We start from the raw sequence: 15,930 nt of genomic DNA, 5'->3' as shown, positions 1-15,930 counted from the left end.
GGCACATCGCTACGGTAGCCGATGCTCCTGCCCGGGAAGGGTCGCGGCGCCCGGCGGCGTCACCGGGACCGGCCGTATCCTGAGCCGTATGAGCCACCGGCCGACGCCCCCCGCCCCCGAGCCCGCTCGTCGGTCCTCCCCCCGTGCCGACGACGCCGTGGCGCGGGACGACGCCGACGGGCCGGACCTGCCGAACCTCCCCCTCGTCGACGACGAGATCGACCACGGAGCGGTGGCCGAGTCGAAGCCGACCTGGCGCGGCTGGATCCACGCCGGGCTCTTCCCGTTCGCGATCGTGGCCGGGATCGTCCTCGTCTCGGTGGCCGACGGCACCGCCGCGAAGTGGGCCGCCGCCGTCTTCGTGACGTCCTCGCTCCTGCTCTTCGGCAACTCCGCCCTCTACCACCGGTTCGACTGGGCACCGCGGACGAAGGTGATCCTCAAGCGGATCGACCACGCCAACATCTTCCTGCTGATCGCGGGCACCTACACGCCGCTCGCGGTCCTCGCGCTGCCGCCCCCGCAGGGCACGCTGCTGCTCGTGCTCGTCTGGTCCGGCGCGCTGCTCGGGATCGGCTTCCGGGTGTTCTGGATCTCGGCGCCGCGCTGGCTCTACGTGCCGCTCTACCTGCTCCTGGGCTGGGCGGCGGTGATGTACCTCGCACCGCTGTTCGAGGCGAGCGCGACGATGATGGTCCTCGTCCTCGTGGGCGGTCTCTGCTACACGGTCGGAGCGATCGTGTACGGCTTCAAGCGGCCCAACCCCGTGCCGGGGGTCTTCGGGTTCCACGAGATCTTCCACGCGCTGACCGCCGTGGCGTTCGTCTGCCACTGGACGGCGGCCCTGCTGATCTCGCTGCACCCCGCCTACAACGGCGGCTGAGCCGGCGTCAGCGCTCCGAGCGGTCGTCCGCGGGCCCGCGCTCCGAGCGCTCCGCCTCGGCGGCGCGCTCGCGCTCCTCGGCGTCGAGCCGCTCCGCGACCTGCTCGCGGTAGGTGGTCCGCCGGACCCGGCGCACCATGTCGAGCGCGAGGAGGACGGCGGCCACCGCGATCACCAGCATCGTGATGAAGCCGAAGAGGCCCGGCGTGACGGTGTCCTCGTTGAAGTCGGGCGCGGGCGACGGCGTCGCCGCGGCGATCCGGGACAGCGCCAGGGCGGCGGAGTCGAGCACGGCGGGGATCACGCGTCCACCTCGTTCCGCGCGCCGGTCGGGAAGGCGACGTCGAGTCCGGCGAAGAGATCGGTCTCGGGCGTCGGCGCCTCGACCCGCGACTGCACGAGCTGGAAGTCGTCGGTCGGCCACGCGGCGTCGATGGCCTCGTGCGGCAGGAAGAAGAAGGCGTTGTCGGGCGCGACCTGGCTGGCGTGCGCGCGCAGAGCCGCGTCCCTCCGGTCGTGGAAGCCCGAGATGAGCACCTGCGTCGTCGCGAGGTACGGAGCGTCGTCCGACCAGCGCTTCATCTCCTCGAAGGTCGCCAGGCGCGGGTCCTCCGGGTCGAGCGAGCGGAGGTGCTCCGCGATCGCCCGCAGCTTCTGACCGCTGAACACGCGGTCGTAGTAGAGCTTGGCGACCGACCAGGGCGCCCCGAGGCCGGGGTACTCGTCCGGCTCCCCCGCCGCCCGGAACGCCTCCATGGCGACCTGGTGCGCCCGGATGTGGTCCGGGTGCGGATAGCCGCCGTTCTCGTCGTAGCTGATGATCACGTGCGGCTTGAAGCGTCGGACAAGCCGGACCAGCGGAGCCGACGCCGTCGCGAGCGGGAGCGCCGCGAAGCTCGCGGGCGGAACCGAGCCGTCCTCCTCCATCCCGGAGTCGACGAAGCCCAGCCAGGTGTGCCGCACGCCCAGGATGCGCTGCGCCTCGGCCATCTCGAGGCGGCGGAGCCCGCCCATGTCGCGCTCGGCGTGCGCGCGGGCGGCGAGCGACTCGTTCAGGACGGAGCCGGCCTCGCCTCCGGTGCACGAGACGACCATGACCTCGGCGCCGCGGTCGGCGTAGGCCGCGAGAGTCGCGGCGCCCTTGCTCGACTCGTCGTCGGGATGGGCGTGCACGGCGAGGAGGCGCGGGACCTCCCGCACCTCCGAATCGACGGAGACCTGGGCGGCCTGGGACACGATCGCTCGATTCCTCGGGGTTTAATGGGGCGACGCGACCGCTCGCAGCGAGCGCGCATCATCCGTCAACAGTAACCGCTACACCCGGGGAGTTCCGTGGCCGTCCGCACGTCCGACAGCTCCGAGCGGAGCGACGAGACGTCGGTCGATCCCGACGCCGTCCGGGCGAGCGGCCCGCTCGCCTCTCGCTACGGACGCACCGCGCGCAGCCGCCGTGGCAACCGCTGGCTCTTCGGCGCGGTCGCACTCGCGTTCGTCGCCGTCTTCGCCGCCTGGGTGGTCTGGGTGGGCCTCGACAGCGGTCGCGACGGCGTCGACGTGCAGGACACGGCGCACCGGGTCGTCGACGACCGCACCGTCACCGTCTCCTTCGACCTCACGGCGCCCGCGGGGACCGATGTGGCCTGCGCCGTCCAGGCGCTCAACGAGCAGTCGGCCGTGGTGGGCTGGCTCGTCGTGGAGTACCCCGCCTCCCCCGAGCGCTTCCGCTCCTTCACCGAGACGGTGCGCACGACCGAGCTCGCGAACACAGGTTTGATCTCCTCCTGCTGGCTCCCGTAGGGTTGCCGGGTGCCCTGACGGACTCGTCGGGGCCTTGTCTTTTTCCACCGCCGCCGGGCGTCGGACGACACGGACGCCGGGGCGGGAGCCCCGGACCCGGACGCCGGACCCCTGCACGCGGCAGTCACGTGAGGAGCCCACCATGGCCGACCAGCCTCAGGTCACCTGGATGACCCAGGAGTCGTACGACCGCCTCCAGGCGGAGCTGAACGAACTGTCCACCGCGGGCCGCGAGGAGATCGCGAAGCGCATCGAGGTCGCCCGCGAGGAGGGCGACCTCAAGGAGAACGGCGGCTACCACGCCGCGAAGGACGAGCAGGGCAAGATCGAGGCGCGGATCCGTCAGCTCACCTCGCTCCTGCGCGAGGCCGAGATCGGCACGCCGCCCGAGAGCCACGGCGTGGTCGAGGCCGGCACGATCATCACGGCCGAGATCGCGGGAGACGAGTCGCGGTTCCTGCTCGGCAACCGCGAGATGGCCGGCGAGAGCGACCTCGACGTCTACAGCCCGCAGAGCCCGCTGGGCGGCGCGATCATGGGCCTGAAGGTCGGCGACTCGACGAGCTTCGAGGCACCGAACGGGCGGACGATCAGCGTCCGCGTCGTGAACGTCGAGACCTGGAACGGCCACTGATCGACCTCCGGACGCCCGTCCGCGGCGTTGTCGTCGGTCGCCGTACCTGACGGTACGACTCCCTCCTCCGCCTTGCGGACGGACGACCGGAGAACGATCCGCCACCGCGAGACGCCACCTGTGAGAGGCCCTGAAGGGGTCCGACAGGTGGCGTCTCTCGTTTCCGAGCGTCAGTTCCGAGACACGCGGGGTTCGTAACCCGCGTCGCGGAGGACCTGGAGGACGCGCTCGGCGTGCTCCGGACCGCGCGTCTCGACGCTGATCTCGAGTTCGACCTCGCTGATCTGCAGGCCCCGCCCGTGACGGGTGTGCAGCACCTCGACGACGTTCGCGTTGGCCTCCGAGATGAGCTCGGAGATGCGGGCGAGCTGGCCGGGGCGGTCCGGCAGGCCGATGCTCATCTTGAGGTAGCGCTCCGAGGCGGCGAGGCCGCGGCTGATCACGCGCTCCATCATCAACGGGTCGATGTTGCCGCCCGAGAGGATCACGGCCGTCCTGCCTGCGTCGCGGATCTTCCCGGTGAGGATCGCCGCGATGCCCACGGCGCCCGCTGGCTCGACCACGAGCTTCGCCCGCTCGAGCAGCACGAGGAGCGCGCGGGCGATGTCGTCGTCCTCCACCGTCACGACCTCGTCGACGACGTCGCGGATGATCGCGAAGTTCAGGGCTCCGGGCATGGCCACCGCGATGCCGTCGGCGATCGTCGGGGAGATCGTGATGAGCGTCGGCTCCCCGCTCGCCAGCGACAACGGGTACGGAGCGGCGTTCGCGGCCTGCACGCCGATGACGCGCAGGGTGCGCCCCTCCTGCGCGGCCTTCTGCTTCGCCGCCGAGGCGACGCCGGCGATCAGGCCGCCGCCGCCGATCGGGACGACGATCGTCTCGACGCCCTCGGCCTGCTCGAGGATCTCGAGTCCGATCGTGCCCTGCCCGGTGACGACGTCGGGGTGGTCGAACGGCGGGATGAAGACGGCCCCGGTGCGCTCGGCGAACTCGGCCGCCGCCGCGAGCGACTCGTTGAAGATGTGGCCGCTCAGAACCACGTCGGCGCCGTAGTCGCGGGTGGCTGCGAGCTTGGGCAGCGCGACTCCGATCGGCATGAAGATGGTGGCCGAGATGCCCAGCTCGCGCGCGGCGTACGCGACGCCCTGCGCGTGGTTGCCCGCCGACGCCGCGACGACGCCGCGCGCGCGCTCCTCGGGCGAGAGCCGGGACATGCGGAACACCGCGCCGCGGATCTTGTAGGACCCGGTGCGCTGCAGGTTCTCGCACTTCAGGAACACTGGCGAGCCGAGCACCTGCGCGAGGAACGTGCTCGTCTCCATCGGGGTGTTCGCGATCACGGGCGCGATGACGCTGCGCGCCGCCTCGAACTCCTGGAGGGACGGTCCGACGACGTGACTAGTCTGCATGCTCTGCGGCAACTCTCTCGGGGGTTCGGGTCGGCGAGCGCCAGGCGCCGCTGGCGATGTAGTTGACCATGACGTTCAGGGTCGCGACGAAGGGCACCGCGAAGAAGGCACCCGCGATGCCCGCGACGATGGAGCCGCCGGCGACGGCGAGCACCACCGCGAGCGGGTGGATCTTGATGGCCGAGCCCATGACGAGCGGCTGGAGGATGTGCCCCTCGAGCTGCTGGACGCCGAGGACGACGATCAGCAGGATCAGGGCGATCAGCGGGCCGTTGTAGACCAGCGCGATGAAGACGGCGAGAGCGCCGGTCGCCACCGCTCCGATCACCGGGACGAACGAGCCCAGGAACACCAGGACGCCGATCGGGATCGCCAGCGGCACGCCCAGGAGGGCCGCGCCCACGCCGATGCCGACGGCGTCGATGAACGCGACGAAGATCTGCACCTTGACGAAATTGGTGAGCGTCACCCAGCCGGCCCGCCCGGCGCCGTCGACCGCGGGGCGCGCGCGGTGCGGGAAGAGCCGTACCACCCAGCGCCAGATGTTCGGGCCGTCGATCAGGATGAACAGGGTCGAGAAGAGGGTGAGCAGGACGCCGGTCAGGACGTGGCCGATGGTCGACCCGACGCTCAGCGCTCCGCTGACGAGCATCCCCGAGTCCTGCTGCAGGGCGGTGAGCGCCTGCTGCGCGTACTCGTTGATCTCATCCTCGGTGAGGTGCAGCGGCGATTCGAGCAGCCAGGCCTTCAGGTCGTCGTAGGACTGCACCGTCTGGCGGCTCAGGTCGTCGAACCCCTGGTAGACCTGCGTCACGACCAAGAAGAGCAGGCCGCCGATGATGACGATGATGCCGAGCTCCGACACGGTGATCGCGAGCCACTTGGGCCACCGGTGCCGCTGCAGGAAGCTCGAGAACGGCACCAGCAGCGCCGCGATGACGATGGCGACGAGCAGCGGGATCACGATGAGGCGCAGCTCGATGATGAGCAGCGCAAGCACCGCGAGGGCGGCCACGACGACGAGCACGCGCCATGCCCAGGCACCCGCGATGCGCATCCCGTCGCTCACGAAGGCGGAGTCGGGAACGGGGCGCGAGGTTCCCGGGACGTGCGGGACAGGCGGCGCCGCGGTGTCGACGACGCGGGGGCCGGAGGAGCGGCGGGACCTGCCGAGTCTCATCCCCACAGACTAGGCCCCGGCGCATTCCCCCGACGGTATCGACCGCGAGGACTCAGCTGACGGCCCTCACGGCGACAGGACGGGACCCGAGCGCGAGCCCGATCGTCTGCCCGGCCTCGAGCTTCTCGCCGGCGCGGTGCTGCACGATCAGCTCGACTCCCCCGTCGGTGCGCACGGTCGAGCGCCGCACCGGGCCGAGGAAGCTCGACGCCACGACGACCGCCCCGAGCGTTCCCGCGGCACCCTCGGCGACGAGCTCGACGTCCTCCGGGCGCAGGAACGCCTCGACCGCGCCGGCGGGCGTCGTCGCGTCCACGAGCGGCAGGCGGACTCCGAGGACCTCGACCGCGCCGTCGGCGACGACTCCGGGGACGACGTTCGAGAGCCCGATGAAGTGCGCGACGAACGCCGTCCTCGGCCGCGTGTAGAGCTCCTCCGGAGCGCCGAGCTGCTCGATGCGCCCGGCGCTCATGACGGCGACCCGATCGGCGACGGCGAGGGCCTCCTCCTGATCGTGGGTCACGAAGAAGGTGGTGATGCCGACCTCGCTCTGGATGCGCCTGATCTCGTCGCGCAGCTGCACCCGGACCTTCGCGTCGAGCGCCGAGAGCGGTTCGTCGAGCAGCAGCACCCGCGGGCGCGTGACGAGCGCCCGTGCCAGAGCGACGCGCTGCTGCTGGCCGCCCGAGAGCTGGTGCGCGTACCGGTCGCCGAGAGCGCCGAGCCCGACGAGATCGAGCGCCTCCTGGGCCGAGACCCTCCGCTCGGCCGCGCCGACCCCGCGGGTGCGGAGTCCGAACTCGACGTTCTCGCGGGCGCGCAGGTGCGGGAAGAGCGAGTACGACTGGAAGACCATGCCCAGGTCGCGTCGAGCGACGGGGATCCCGGCGACGTCCTCGCCGTCGATCAGGATCCGGCCGGAGTCGATCCGCTCGAGCCCGCTCAGCGCGCGCAGCGCGGTGGTCTTGCCGCAGCCGGAGGGACCCAGGAGCGCCACGAACTCGCCCGGGGCGGCGTCGAACGACACCCCGTCGAGTGCTCGGGCGGATCCGTACTGCTTGACGACGTCGACGAACGAGACCCGGGCTCCGGGGGTGGTCAGGGGCTGTGCGCTCATGCGGCGCCTTTCGGGGAGGGGGCGGCTCCCAGCGGCAGGCCGATCCGCGCGAGGCGGCCGATCCCGAGCAGCAGGGCGAACGCGAAGAGGAGGGAGAGGAGGGAGAAGATCACCGCGACGAACGCATCCGACCGCGAGACCTGCACGAGGCCGGTCTGGAGCGTCGTGCGGCTGAGGAGGGAGGCGACCGTGTACTCCCCGAGCACGACCGCGACGGTGATGAGCGCGGCGGCGACGAGTCCGCGGCGGAGGTTGGGCAGCAGCACGCGCACGAGCACCGTCCACCCGTCGGCGCCGAGGGAGCGCGCCGCCTCCGAGAGGGTCACGACGTCCAGTCCGGCGAGATCCGCGGCGACGGCCCGGTACGCGTAGGGCAGCACCAGCACCCCGTAGGCGAGTGCCAGCGTCCACGGCGCCGACCCGGCCAGCCGGGTGACGACGGAGTAGACCGGCGCGAGGCCGACGACGAGCACGATCGCCGGCACCGTCAGCGGGACCAGGCAGACGAGCTCGAGCACTCTCCGCAGCCGCGGCAGGCGGATCTCGACGAGGAGCATCGTGGGGACCAGCAGCACCAGCACCAGCAGCGCTGTCACCACCGCGAGCAGGAGCGAGTTGCCGATGCCCTGGAACAGCGCGCGGTAACCGCGCTTGTTGGCCGGATCGACGATCGCGGCCCAGTGCGAGAGGTCGTACCCGCCCGCGCCGCGGAGGGTGAACTCGGCCATCGCGATCAACGGCACCGCGAAGACGAGCCCGGTCACGACGAGCACGACCCGGGACACGGCGCGGTTCATCGCTGCCACCGCCGCGCACGTCGCTGCAGGAGCGAGTAGCCCGTCATCAGCACCACCATCACCACGAGCATCCCCAGGGCGAGGGCGCCGGCCGTGTTCTCGCGACCGAGCACGGTCTCGGAGACCAGCGCTGCGCGGATCTGCAGCGGGACGATCTGCGCTCCCTGGCTGATGAGCGCGGCCGCTGTGGCGAAGGACGAGAAGGCGTTCGCGAAGAGCAGGAGCACCGAGCCGAGGAAGGAGGGGGCGAGCACCGGCACGGCGACGCGCCACCAGTAGGTCGCGGCTCCTCCGCCGAGCACCGCGCTCGCTTCGGCCCACTCCGGGCGGAGCCCCTCGAGGGCCGGGAGGAACGTCAGAACCATCAGCGGCACCTGGAAGTAGAGGTAGGGCAGCACGAGGCCGACGATCTGATACAGCCACACGCCGTCGGCGTAGAGATCGACCCCGAGGCCGGCGAGGAGGGTCGTGACCATCCCCTGCACGCCGATCGTCGCGATGAAGGCGAAGGCCAGCATCACTCCGCCGAACTGGGCGAGCACCCCGGCCGCCGCGTCGACGACCGAGCGGAGCGGTCCGCGCGGATCCGAGCCGACGAGCGCCAGGCAGACGATCGCGCCGAGCACCGCTCCGACGACCGCGGTGAAGGCCGAGAGCCCGAGCGAGGCCCCGAACGCCGACAGGACGACCGGATCCCCGAGCGCGATCAGGTTCTCGAGGGTGGGGCGGCCCTCGCCGTCGACGAAGCCGGTGCCCACGGCGAGCACGGTGGGCACGGCGAGGAACAGGAGGACGTAGACCGCGAAGGGCGCGACGCCCAGGATCTCGGGGACGCCCCGCCGCCCCCGGGACGCGCGGGTCCCGGGGGCGGCGGCGACGGAGGCGGTCGTCACTGGATCGCCGACGGCCACTTCTCGGCGAGCAGCGCGGAGGCGGCTCCCGTCTGCTCCTCGGTGAACTGCACGAGGTCGGCCGGAGCCTCACCCACGGCGTCGAGCGCCTCCTGGTCGACGGTGCCGGCCTCCACCATCGCCGCGAGGCGGACGGGGTAGGCGCCGGCGGCGAGGTAGAGGTTCTGCGCGGCGTCCGAGTACAGGTACTCCTGCCAGAGGCGCGCCGCCGCGGGGTGCGGGGCGTCGGCGTTCACGGCCTGGTTGTAGTAGCTGCCGACCGCCGAGCCCGGGAGCACGGTGGTCGCCCACTCGCGGGTGCCCTCGTTCGCGGTGCCCGCGGCGAGGTTGTTGTAGCTCCAGTCGAAGACCACCGGGGTCTCGCCCGAGGCGATGGTGGCCTCGGTCGGGTCGAGCGGGAGGAAGTTGCCCGCGTCGTTGAGCTCCTCGAAGAAGTCGATGCCCGGCTGGACGTCATCGGCCGAGCCGCCCGACTGCAGCGCGGCGAGCTGCACGGCCGCGGCAGCGGCTCCGGCCTGCGTGGGGTCGCCGTTGATCGCGACGGAACCGCGGTAGTCGGCGCCGAGCAGGTCCTCGAGCGACTCGGGCTCCGGAACGGCCTCGGGGTCGTAGCCGATCGACATCAGGCCGGTGTAGTCGTTCACCCAGAGGCCGGTGGCCTCCTTGTTCCCGTCCGGGATGTCGTCCCAGGTCTCGACCTTGTAGGGGGCGAAGACGTCGGTGCTCGCCAGGGCGACCGCGGGGCCCAGGTCGAACACGTCGGGAGCGGTGTCCTGACCGGCGAGGTTCTCGGCGGTGCTGATCTCCTCGGCCGAGGAGACGTCGGGGTCGGCGGAGTTGACGGTGATGCCGTACTCCTCCTCGAAGCCGGCGATGATCTCGCCGTAGTTCGCCCAGTTGTCGGGCAGCGCGATGACGTTGAGCTCGCCCTCGGCCTCCGCGGCCTCGATCAGGGCGTCGAGCCCGCCGAGGTCGGCGGCGGAGGTGGCGGTCGACGCGTCGACCCCGCCGTCCGAGGAGGCGGTCGCGTCGCCGGAGCACGCGGAGAGGGTGAGAGCGAAGGCGGTGGTCGCGGCGGCGACCAGGACGAGGCGCGAGAGGCGCTGGGTCTTCAAGAGTCCTCCAGGAATCGGGATGGCGCACCCGGCGGGTCGCCTCGGGCACCGTAGGAGTGGAGGACGACAGCGCGGGGACGGCCGGGTGAACCGGCGGGGAACGACGGGCGGCGGATCCGGCGCGGCGATGTCGGAGGCCTTCGCTAGCGTGGTCGGACGATGACCGAGCAGCTCTCCCCCGCCCTCGCGCGCCGCATCGCCCTCGCCGCGCAGGGGTTCGGAGCGCCCCGGCCGCCGCGGATCGGCACGCGGCAGGTCCTCGGCGTCGTCGACCGCATCCGGCCGCTGCAGCTCGACTCGGTCAACGTCTTCGAGCGGAGCCACTACCTGCCGCTGCTCGCGCGCCTCGGGCCGTACGACCGCTCGCTGCTCGACGCCGTGGCGTTCGCGCCGACGGGGCACTACCTCGAGTACTGGGCGCACGAGGCGGCGCTGATCCGTCGCGCCGACGTGCCGCTCTACCGCTGGCGGATGGAGCAGTACCGCCGCACCGAGCACGAGGGCTGGGCCGGCGAGAACCGGGCCACCCTCGACTGGCTCCGCGACGCACTGGCCGACGGACCGCTCCGCGCGTCCGAGATCGAGCACGAGTCGAACGTCCGCACCGGGCCGTGGTGGGGCTGGTCCGACATCAAGCGCGGTCTCGAGGTCCTGTTCCGGTGGGGCGAAGTGGTCAGCGCCGGGCGCACGCGCTTCGAGCGCGCCTACGCCCTGGCCGAGCAGGTCCTGCCGCGCGAGGTCCTCGAGACCGAGATCGCGGAGGAGGACGCGGTGCGCGAGCTCGTCCGCCGCGCGGCCGTCGCGCACGGAGTCGCGACGCTCGGCGATCTCGCCGACTACCACCGCCTGCGCCGGGCGCCCGCCCTCGCAGCGGTCCACGACCTGGTCGAGGCGGGCGAGCTGCTCCCCGTCGAGGTGCGCGGCTGGGAGCGCTCCGGACGTCCCGTCCCCCTCTGGCTCCACGCGAACGCCCGTCGGCCGCGCTCGCTCCGCGCCGACGCCCTGCTCTCGCCGTTCGACCCCGTCGTCTGGCACCGCCCGCGCGCCGAGCTCCTCTTCGGCTTCCACTACCGGATCGAGATCTACACGCCCGCGGCGCAGCGCGTGCACGGCTACTACGTGCTGCCCGTGCTCCTCGACGACGTCCTCGCCGCCCGGGTCGACCTCAAGAGCGACCGGCAGCGCAAGGTCCTGCGCGTGCAGGCCGCCTGGCTCGAGCCGGGAGCACCCGCCGACACCGCGGAGCGTCTGGCGGCGCTGCTCGTGGAGGCGGCCGCCTGGCAGGGGCTCGACGCCGTGGAGGTCGTCGAGCGGGGCACGCTCGCGGCGGCGCTCCTCTCGGCGGTGCGGTCCGCCCGTCCGGATGTCCTAGCGTGAGCGGCATGGTGGACGAACGCTCCGGATCGATCGCCCTCGCCCTCTCCGAGAAGTGCGTGGGGCTCCTCCTCGAGCGCGGCACGGTGAAGGGCGTGAGCTCGATCGACCTGTCCCATGCGGCCGGCATCTCGCTGCGCACGTTCCACAGCTACCTCGGCGGCAAGGAGGACTGCGTCCGACCCGTGCTCTACGCCGCCATCGCGGCCATGGGCCGGGCGCTGACCGCCCGCCCCGCCGACGAGCCGCTGAGCACGGCGCTCGGCGCCGCCTTCGCCGCCGCCGCCTCGGGTCCGCAGCTCGACCGCACGCTGCGGCTCATCCCGCTCCTCACCGAGACCCCCGCGATGCGCGCGGTCTGGGCGCAGTCCCTGCACGACGGCGAGGCCGCCCTCACTCCGTGCATCGCGGAGCGGATGGGGTTCGAGCCCGAGGAGACCCCGCGCGCGGCCGTGCTCGCGACCATCGTGATGGCCCTCGTCCGCCGCGCCCTGGTCGACGCCGTCGCGAGCGGCGCGGACCCGGCGCCGGTCTTCGAGGAGTACCTCACGACCTTGAACGGCGGACCGCTGGCGGTTCCGGTGAAGGCCGGTCCGTCAGCCTGAGATCCGCCCGCGCTGCAGCGCCTAGAACTGGACGCGCGGCGGCTCGGAGATCGCGGCGAGGCTGTCGACCTCGAAGAAGTCGCGCTCCGAGAAGCCCAGCCGACGCGAGAAGAGCGTGTTGGGGAACACCTTCACCTTGGTGTTCATCTCCCGCACGCCGCCGTTGTAGAAGCGGCGCGCCGACTGGATCCGATCCTCGGTCTCGACGAGCTCGCCCTGCAGCTGGAGGAAGTTCTGGCTGGCCTGCAGCTGCGGATACGCCTCGGCCACGGCGAAGATCGACTTGAGCGCCTTCTGCATGTGGTCCTCGGCCGCGGACGCCTCGGCCGGCCCCTGCGCCGACAGGGTCTCGGCTCGCGCGCGGGTCACCTGCTCGAAGACCTGCTTCTCGTGGGCGGCGTAGCCCTTCACGGCGTCGATGACGTTGGGGATCAGATCCGCGCGTCTCTTCAGCTGGACGGTGATGTCGCTCCAGGCCTCGTCGACCCTCACGTTCAGGGTGACCAGGGAGTTGTAGGTCGCCCAGAGGTAGATCCCGAGGATCACCACGAGGGCCACGACGACGATGAGCGGGACCAGCCATTCCATGCCGACAAGTGTAGGGAACGGCGGTCGACGGCCCGCGCGGGCACGGCGCTTTCGCAGTGTCCGCGGGCGACGCTACTTCAGCGTCTTCTGCAGCAGGACCGTGCTCAGCCAGCGGTTGAACTTGAAGCCCACCCGGCCCATCCGGCCGACCTCGACGAAGCCGTACTGCGCGTGCATCGCGAGCGACGCGTCCGCCCCCTTGTCGGCGATGACGGCCATGATCTGCCGGATGCCGACCGCCTTCGCCCGGTCGAGCAGCTCGGTCATCAGCGCCTTGCCGAGTCCCTTGCCGGTCGACGCCGCACGGAGGTAGATCGAGTTCTCGACCGTGAACCGGTAGGCGCGCTTGGACGACCACGGCGAGACCATCGCGTAGCCGAGGATCTGACCCGACGGGGACACCGCGACGATGAACGGCAGACCCAGCTTCACGTTGCGGGCGAACTTCGTCCGCCACTCCTTGATCGTGGAGTCGTCCTCGTCGAAGGTCACCACGGTGTTGCGCACATAGTGGTTGTAGATCTCGCGGATGTCGGGGAGGTCCTCCTCGCGCGCCTCGCGGATCTCGTACGAGAAGCCGGGCTCGGGCGGCGGCGCCTTCCGCAGGTGCGGCGGCAGGACGCGTCGCTGCTCGTACTCTTCCTCCAGCATGGGGATCCCCTCCATCGATCCGGGCCGCTCGCGCGCGCACCCCGTCCAGCGTATCGGCGCGCACGAGGGCGCCGCGGCTCACTCCGCGAGGCTCCAGTCCACCGGCTCGGCGCCCCGCTCCTCGAGGAGCGCGTTCGCCCGGCTGAAGGGCCGCGAGCCGAAGAAGCCGCGCGAGGCCGACAGCGGACTCGGATGCGCGCTCTCGATCACGCCGGCGTCGCCGAGCATCGGCCGGAGGCCGGCGGCGTCCCTCCCCCAGAGGATCGCGACGAGCGGAGCGTCGCGCGCGGCGAGCGTGCGGATCGCATGCTCGGTCACGGCCTCCCAGCCCTTCCCCCGATGCGACGCCGGCGCACCGGGTGCGACGGTGAGGACTCGGTTGAGCAGCATCACGCCGTGGCGGGTCCACTCGCCGAGATCGCCGTGCGCCGGAGGAGTGACCCCCAGATCGTCGCGGAGCTCGCGGTAGATGTTCTGCAGACTGCGCGGCACCGGCCGGACGTGCCGCTCGACGGCGAAGGACAGCCCGATCGGGTGCCCGGGCGTCGGGTAGGGGTCCTGGCCGACGATCAGCACGCGGACGTCGGCCAGAGGCGCCGCGAACGCGCGGAGCACGTCCTTGCCGGCGGGGAGGTAGGGCCGACCGCCGGCGGTCTCGGAGCGGAGGAAGTCGCCCATCGCCGCGATGTCCGGCCCGACGGGAGCGAGGGCGTCCGCCCAGCCGCGGTCGATCAGTCCGGCGCCGGCCAGCTCCTGCAGATCCATCAGCCCGCGGCGAGCGTCGCCACGAGCACCCCGGCCTCGCCGGCGCTCGCGCGCCAGACCGAGCCGGCACCCGAGACGCGGAGCGCGCCGGTGCCGACCGTGAGGACGGTGGACTCGTCGATGGCGACCCCTCCGTCGACCAGGCCCGCCTCGACGGCGGCGACCAGCCGGCCCAGCGTGCCCCACTGCGCGGCGTGCACGTCGATCGAGACGTCGACCAGGCCGATCCCCTCGAGGACCGTCACCTCGTCGAGCTCCTCGGCCGCCTCCTCCGGCGCCACGACGACGCCGCCGATGCGGAACCCGCCGACGATGGCGCGGTCGGCCGCGATCGCGGCGCCCGCCGAGAACCCGGCGTAGGGGGTCCCCGAGGAGACGAGATCGCGCAGCCGCGCGAACGACGGCTCGAGCGCGTCGCGGTAGGCGGGGGTGAGCCCGCCGCCCACGAGGATCCCGTCGACCCCGTCGAAGACGGACGGGTCGATCCGACCGCCCTCGGGCTTCAGGACGGGGACCGGCTCGAGCTGGCCGACGGAGGCGAGAGTCGCCGCGTAGCCGGAGCAGGCCTCGGGGCCCAGACCGTCGTGCACCACCACGATGGCGATGCGGGGACCCTCGATGCGCCCGGCGTCGACGGCGCGGGCGCGCGCCTCCGACAGGAATGCGCCGTAGAGGTCGGAGTCGTGCTCGGCGCCGCCACCGCCGCCGATCAGGTGGACGCTCACTCGTCGTCCTCGCCGAGCGCTCCGTCCACCGGCGGCAGAGCCGACCACGGGAAGACGATCCAGCGCGGAGTCCGGCGCCAGAAGAAGTCGGGCTCGAGCACCGTGCGGGGCTTCGTGTAGAGCGTGACGGTGCGCACCTCGGCACCCATCGCGCGGATCAGCTTCACCGACAGGGCGAGGGTGTGCCCGGAGTCGGAGACGTCGTCGACCAGGAGGATCCGCTTGCCGCGCACCGACGCCTCGTCCAGGAGGGGCGGGAGCACGACGGGCTCGGCGAGCCGGGCCTCGACGCCGGTGTAGAACTCGACGTTCAACGCGCCGCAGCTCTTGATGCCGAGCGCGTAGGCGACGGCCCCCGCGAGCAGCAGTCCGCCGCGCGCGATGGCGACGACGAGCTCGGGGCGGTAGCCCGACGCGACCACGTCGTCCGCGAGATGGCGTGCGGCGTCGCCGAACTCGAGCCAGCCGAGGACCTCCTTCTCCGTGGCGGCGAGGAGGGCGGCGGAGTCGTCGGCGTCGGAAACCATGAGGGACAGGCTAAGGCGTCGCGCACCTCCGCGTCACATCAGCGCCCGACGGGACGGCCCCCGTCAGAGCTTCGGAGCGAGCTCACCGCGGACGACCTTGTGCGGCGCGGCCTGCGCGACCGGCTTGATGGTCACCAGATCGAGGTCGACGTGGCTCGGCAGCTCGACCGAGGACACGATCGCGGCCGCGACGTCCTCCGCGACCAGCGGCGCCGCGACTCCGTCGTACACCTTGTCGGCCCGGGCCTTGTCGCCGCTGAAGCGGACGAGCGAGAACTCCTCGGTGTGCACCATTCCCGGCGCGATCTCGATGACGCGGATGGGCTCGCCGGCGAGCTCGAGGCGCAGGACCGCCACCAGGGCGTGCGCGGCGAACTTCGCGGCGTTGTACCCGCCTCCGCCCTCGTAGGCGATGTGCCCGGCGATCGAGGTCACGGTGACGATGTCGGCGGAGCCCTCGGAGCCCTCATCGGCGAGGCCCCGGCGCAGCAGCGGGAGCAGGGCGCTGGTGACGAGCTTCACCGACAGCACGTTGATCTCGAACATGCGCGTCCAGTCGGCGGCGTCGGACGCCTCGACGGTGTCGAGCCCGAGGGCGCCGCCGGCGTTGTTCACGAGCGCGTGCACCGCCCCGGTCGCCTCGAGGTGGTCGCGCAGAGCGTCGACCTGTTCGGAGTCGGTGAGATCCGCCACGAACAGGTCCGCGCCGGTCTCCGCGGCGAGCGCCTCGAGCCGCTCGCGGCGCCGTGCGACGGCCACCACGTCCCAGCCGTGCTCCCGGAACAAGCGCACCGTCGCCGCACCGATCCCCGAACTCGCTCCTGTCACCACGACGCGTCGAACCACGCT

General features: G+C 72.2%; 19 protein-coding genes. 5 read left to right on the top strand and 14 right to left on the bottom strand.

The window, feature by feature from the left end; genetic code table 11:
* Window positions 1–88 precede the first annotated feature (88 nt).
* Complete coding sequence (gene trhA, locus ASF46_RS06000; RefSeq protein WP_082485275.1) at window positions 89–883, top strand: PAQR family membrane homeostasis protein TrhA; 795 nt, start codon at window positions 89–91, stop codon at window positions 881–883.
* A gap of 7 nt (window positions 884–890) precedes the next feature.
* Here the strand turns inward: trhA and ASF46_RS05995 are convergent, their stop codons facing one another.
* Window positions 891–1,187: a hypothetical protein gene (locus ASF46_RS05995; RefSeq protein ID WP_235576863.1), complete on the bottom strand. Its 297-nt coding sequence runs from the start codon at window positions 1,185–1,187 to the stop codon at window positions 891–893.
* Entirely contained in the window at window positions 1,184–2,119 is a 936-nt protein-coding gene (mca, locus tag ASF46_RS05990; protein ID WP_235576862.1) for a mycothiol conjugate amidase Mca, read from the bottom strand. Before mca ends, ASF46_RS05995 begins: the two co-directional genes overlap by 4 nt.
* Before the next feature lie 96 nt (window positions 2,120–2,215).
* On the opposite strand from mca, the gene ASF46_RS05985 reads away from it, so the two are divergent.
* Together ASF46_RS05985 and greA are read left to right on the top strand one after the other, a co-directional pair.
* Complete coding sequence (locus ASF46_RS05985) at window positions 2,216–2,680, top strand: DUF4307 domain-containing protein (RefSeq protein WP_056866769.1); 465 nt, start codon at window positions 2,216–2,218, stop codon at window positions 2,678–2,680.
* A 142-nt stretch (window positions 2,681–2,822) separates the two neighbouring features.
* The gene (greA, locus tag ASF46_RS05980) at window positions 2,823–3,314 is read left to right on the top strand and encodes a transcription elongation factor GreA (RefSeq protein WP_055788332.1); all 492 of its coding nucleotides are present in this window, start codon (window positions 2,823–2,825) and stop codon (window positions 3,312–3,314) included.
* Between the two features lie 170 nt (window positions 3,315–3,484).
* Here the strand turns inward: greA and ilvA are convergent, their stop codons facing one another.
* The 6 genes from ilvA to ASF46_RS05950 are packed head-to-tail and all read right to left on the bottom strand — an operon-like array spanning window position 3,485 to window position 9,846.
* Entirely contained in the window at window positions 3,485–4,726 is a 1,242-nt protein-coding gene (gene ilvA / locus ASF46_RS05975) for a threonine ammonia-lyase (RefSeq protein WP_056866768.1), read from the bottom strand.
* Complete coding sequence (locus ASF46_RS05970) at window positions 4,716–5,906, bottom strand: AI-2E family transporter (protein WP_157602255.1); 1,191 nt, start codon at window positions 5,904–5,906, stop codon at window positions 4,716–4,718. The genes ilvA and ASF46_RS05970 overlap by 11 nt, the downstream gene beginning before the upstream one ends.
* A 52-nt stretch (window positions 5,907–5,958) precedes the next feature.
* Entirely contained in the window at window positions 5,959–7,023 is a 1,065-nt protein-coding gene (locus ASF46_RS05965; protein WP_056866767.1) for an ABC transporter ATP-binding protein, read from the bottom strand.
* On the bottom strand, window positions 7,020–7,820 hold the full coding sequence (locus ASF46_RS05960; RefSeq protein WP_056866766.1) for an ABC transporter permease: 801 nt from the start codon (window positions 7,818–7,820) through the stop codon (window positions 7,020–7,022). Before ASF46_RS05960 ends, ASF46_RS05965 begins: the two co-directional genes overlap by 4 nt.
* A complete protein-coding gene (locus ASF46_RS05955; protein ID WP_056867473.1) occupies window positions 7,817–8,713 on the bottom strand; it encodes an ABC transporter permease in 897 nt (298 codons plus the stop codon). Before ASF46_RS05955 ends, ASF46_RS05960 begins: the two co-directional genes overlap by 4 nt.
* Window positions 8,710–9,846 carry an ABC transporter substrate-binding protein gene (locus ASF46_RS05950; protein ID WP_056866765.1) on the bottom strand — a complete coding sequence of 379 codons (1,137 nt, stop codon included), beginning with the start codon at window positions 9,844–9,846 and terminating at the stop codon, window positions 8,710–8,712. Before ASF46_RS05950 ends, ASF46_RS05955 begins: the two co-directional genes overlap by 4 nt.
* Before the next feature lie 159 nt (window positions 9,847–10,005).
* On the opposite strand from ASF46_RS05950, the gene ASF46_RS05945 reads away from it, so the two are divergent.
* Window positions 10,006–11,223, top strand: coding sequence for a winged helix-turn-helix domain-containing protein (locus tag ASF46_RS05945; RefSeq protein WP_056866764.1), 1,218 nt, complete (start codon window positions 10,006–10,008; stop codon window positions 11,221–11,223).
* A gap of 5 nt (window positions 11,224–11,228) precedes the next feature.
* Window positions 11,229–11,825 (top strand): TetR/AcrR family transcriptional regulator, encoded by a 597-nt coding sequence (locus tag ASF46_RS05940; RefSeq protein ID WP_157602249.1) that lies wholly within the window; start codon window positions 11,229–11,231, stop codon window positions 11,823–11,825.
* Between the two features lie 21 nt (window positions 11,826–11,846).
* On the opposite strand, the gene ASF46_RS05935 is transcribed toward ASF46_RS05940, so the two are convergent.
* The 6 genes from ASF46_RS05935 to ASF46_RS05910 all read right to left on the bottom strand — a co-directional run bounded on the left by ASF46_RS05935 (window position 11,847) and on the right by ASF46_RS05910 (window position 15,927).
* Window positions 11,847–12,413 carry a LemA family protein gene (locus ASF46_RS05935; RefSeq protein ID WP_055788320.1) on the bottom strand — a complete coding sequence of 189 codons (567 nt, stop codon included), beginning with the start codon at window positions 12,411–12,413 and terminating at the stop codon, window positions 11,847–11,849.
* Between the two features lie 72 nt (window positions 12,414–12,485).
* A complete protein-coding gene (locus tag ASF46_RS05930; protein ID WP_056866762.1) occupies window positions 12,486–13,064 on the bottom strand; it encodes a GNAT family N-acetyltransferase in 579 nt (192 codons plus the stop codon).
* A gap of 78 nt (window positions 13,065–13,142) precedes the next feature.
* Window positions 13,143–13,829, bottom strand: a complete 687-nt coding sequence (locus ASF46_RS05925; protein WP_056866761.1) for a uracil-DNA glycosylase — start codon at window positions 13,827–13,829, stop codon at window positions 13,143–13,145.
* The gene (locus ASF46_RS05920; RefSeq protein WP_082485274.1) at window positions 13,829–14,554 is read right to left on the bottom strand and encodes a peptidase S51; all 726 of its coding nucleotides are present in this window, start codon (window positions 14,552–14,554) and stop codon (window positions 13,829–13,831) included. The genes ASF46_RS05925 and ASF46_RS05920 overlap by 1 nt, the downstream gene beginning before the upstream one ends.
* The gene (locus ASF46_RS05915) at window positions 14,551–15,081 is read right to left on the bottom strand and encodes a phosphoribosyltransferase (protein WP_055788307.1); all 531 of its coding nucleotides are present in this window, start codon (window positions 15,079–15,081) and stop codon (window positions 14,551–14,553) included. The genes ASF46_RS05920 and ASF46_RS05915 overlap by 4 nt, the downstream gene beginning before the upstream one ends.
* A 63-nt stretch (window positions 15,082–15,144) precedes the next feature.
* On the bottom strand, window positions 15,145–15,927 hold the full coding sequence (locus ASF46_RS05910; protein ID WP_235576861.1) for an SDR family NAD(P)-dependent oxidoreductase: 783 nt from the start codon (window positions 15,925–15,927) through the stop codon (window positions 15,145–15,147).
* Window positions 15,928–15,930: the final 3 nt, after the last annotated feature.

It is taken from the genome of Rathayibacter sp. Leaf296 (genome assembly GCF_001423045.1).
GTDB classification, from domain to species: Bacteria; Actinomycetota; Actinomycetes; order Actinomycetales; family Microbacteriaceae; genus Rathayibacter; species Rathayibacter caricis.
The sequence above is the reverse complement of the archived record's forward strand: the minus strand, read 5'-3'. Positions and strand labels throughout refer to the sequence as shown.

Coding starts and splice junctions, on each gene's coding strand:
- ilvA (WP_056866768.1), bottom strand. CDS start 4,726: ATGCAGACTAGTCACGTCGTCGGACCGTCCCTCCAGGAGTTCGAGGCG.
- ASF46_RS05915 (WP_055788307.1), bottom strand. CDS start 15,081: ATGGTTTCCGACGCCGACGACTCCGCCGCCCTCCTCGCCGCCACGGAG.
- ASF46_RS05940 (WP_157602249.1), top strand. CDS start 11,229: ATGGTGGACGAACGCTCCGGATCGATCGCCCTCGCCCTCTCCGAGAAG.
- ASF46_RS05960 (WP_056866766.1), bottom strand. CDS start 7,820: ATGAACCGCGCCGTGTCCCGGGTCGTGCTCGTCGTGACCGGGCTCGTC.
- ASF46_RS05935 (WP_055788320.1), bottom strand. CDS start 12,413: ATGGAATGGCTGGTCCCGCTCATCGTCGTCGTGGCCCTCGTGGTGATC.
- ASF46_RS05965 (WP_056866767.1), bottom strand. CDS start 7,023: ATGAGCGCACAGCCCCTGACCACCCCCGGAGCCCGGGTCTCGTTCGTC.
- ASF46_RS05945 (WP_056866764.1), top strand. CDS start 10,006: ATGACCGAGCAGCTCTCCCCCGCCCTCGCGCGCCGCATCGCCCTCGCC.
- ASF46_RS05925 (WP_056866761.1), bottom strand. CDS start 13,829: ATGGATCTGCAGGAGCTGGCCGGCGCCGGACTGATCGACCGCGGCTGG.
- greA (WP_055788332.1), top strand. CDS start 2,823: ATGGCCGACCAGCCTCAGGTCACCTGGATGACCCAGGAGTCGTACGAC.
- ASF46_RS05930 (WP_056866762.1), bottom strand. CDS start 13,064: ATGCTGGAGGAAGAGTACGAGCAGCGACGCGTCCTGCCGCCGCACCTG.
- ASF46_RS05970 (WP_157602255.1), bottom strand. CDS start 5,906: ATGAGACTCGGCAGGTCCCGCCGCTCCTCCGGCCCCCGCGTCGTCGAC.
- trhA (WP_082485275.1), top strand. CDS start 89: ATGAGCCACCGGCCGACGCCCCCCGCCCCCGAGCCCGCTCGTCGGTCC.